General features: G+C 44.8%; 1 protein-coding gene. It reads left to right on the top strand.

What is annotated here, in order from left to right; genetic code table 11:
* Window positions 1–776 (top strand): hypothetical protein (locus HY58_RS18500; protein WP_039135680.1); only part of this gene is annotated, 776 nt, incomplete at both ends.

Below are 776 nucleotides of genomic sequence, written 5' to 3' on the forward strand. Positions count from 1 at the left end.
TTACACCATTAGCTGGACAGGACCACATGGTTACAACTCATCAGAGGAAGATTTATCCAATCTTGCACCAGGTGTTTACACAGTAACCGTTACCGATGTCAATGGCTGTACTGCAACTAAGGATATTGAGGTAACAGTTGATGTTCAAACCATCACGGCTGTACCAACTATTGGCCTGACCGCATGTATCGGTGCAACCGGAACGATTGCACTGGAAGTAACAGGTGGCACACCGGCTTATTCTTATAACTGGACAGGACCTGAACGTTTCACTGCTAATACAAAAGATATCACCGGACTTGCTACAGGCATGTACACCGTTGTGATCACTGATATAAATGGATGTACCACCACACTTGATGTGGAAGTAGGTTCTGAAATTCAGACTATCGATTTGACAGAGACAATAGTTCCTTCAATATGTGAATCTTCCAATGGAGCAATTGATCTCAGCATCGCTGGCGGAACGGCACCTTACACCATTAGCTGGAGCGGACCAAATGGATTTAATTCTAATGATGAAGACTTAACCAATCTTGCACCAGGTGTTTACACAGTAACCGTTACCGATGTCAATGGCTGTACTACAACAAAAGATATTGAAGTAACTGTTGATGTTCAAACCATCACGACTGTACCAACTGTTGGCCTGACCGCATGTATTGGTGCAACGGGAACGATTGCACTTGAAGTAACAGGTGGCACACCGGCTTACTCTTATAGCTGGACTGGCCCTGCCGGCTTCACTGCCAATACAAAAGATATCACCGGACTTG

Origin of the sequence: Flavihumibacter sp. ZG627, from assembly GCF_000814325.1 — a bacterium.
GTDB lineage: Bacteria > Bacteroidota > Bacteroidia > Chitinophagales > Chitinophagaceae > Flavihumibacter.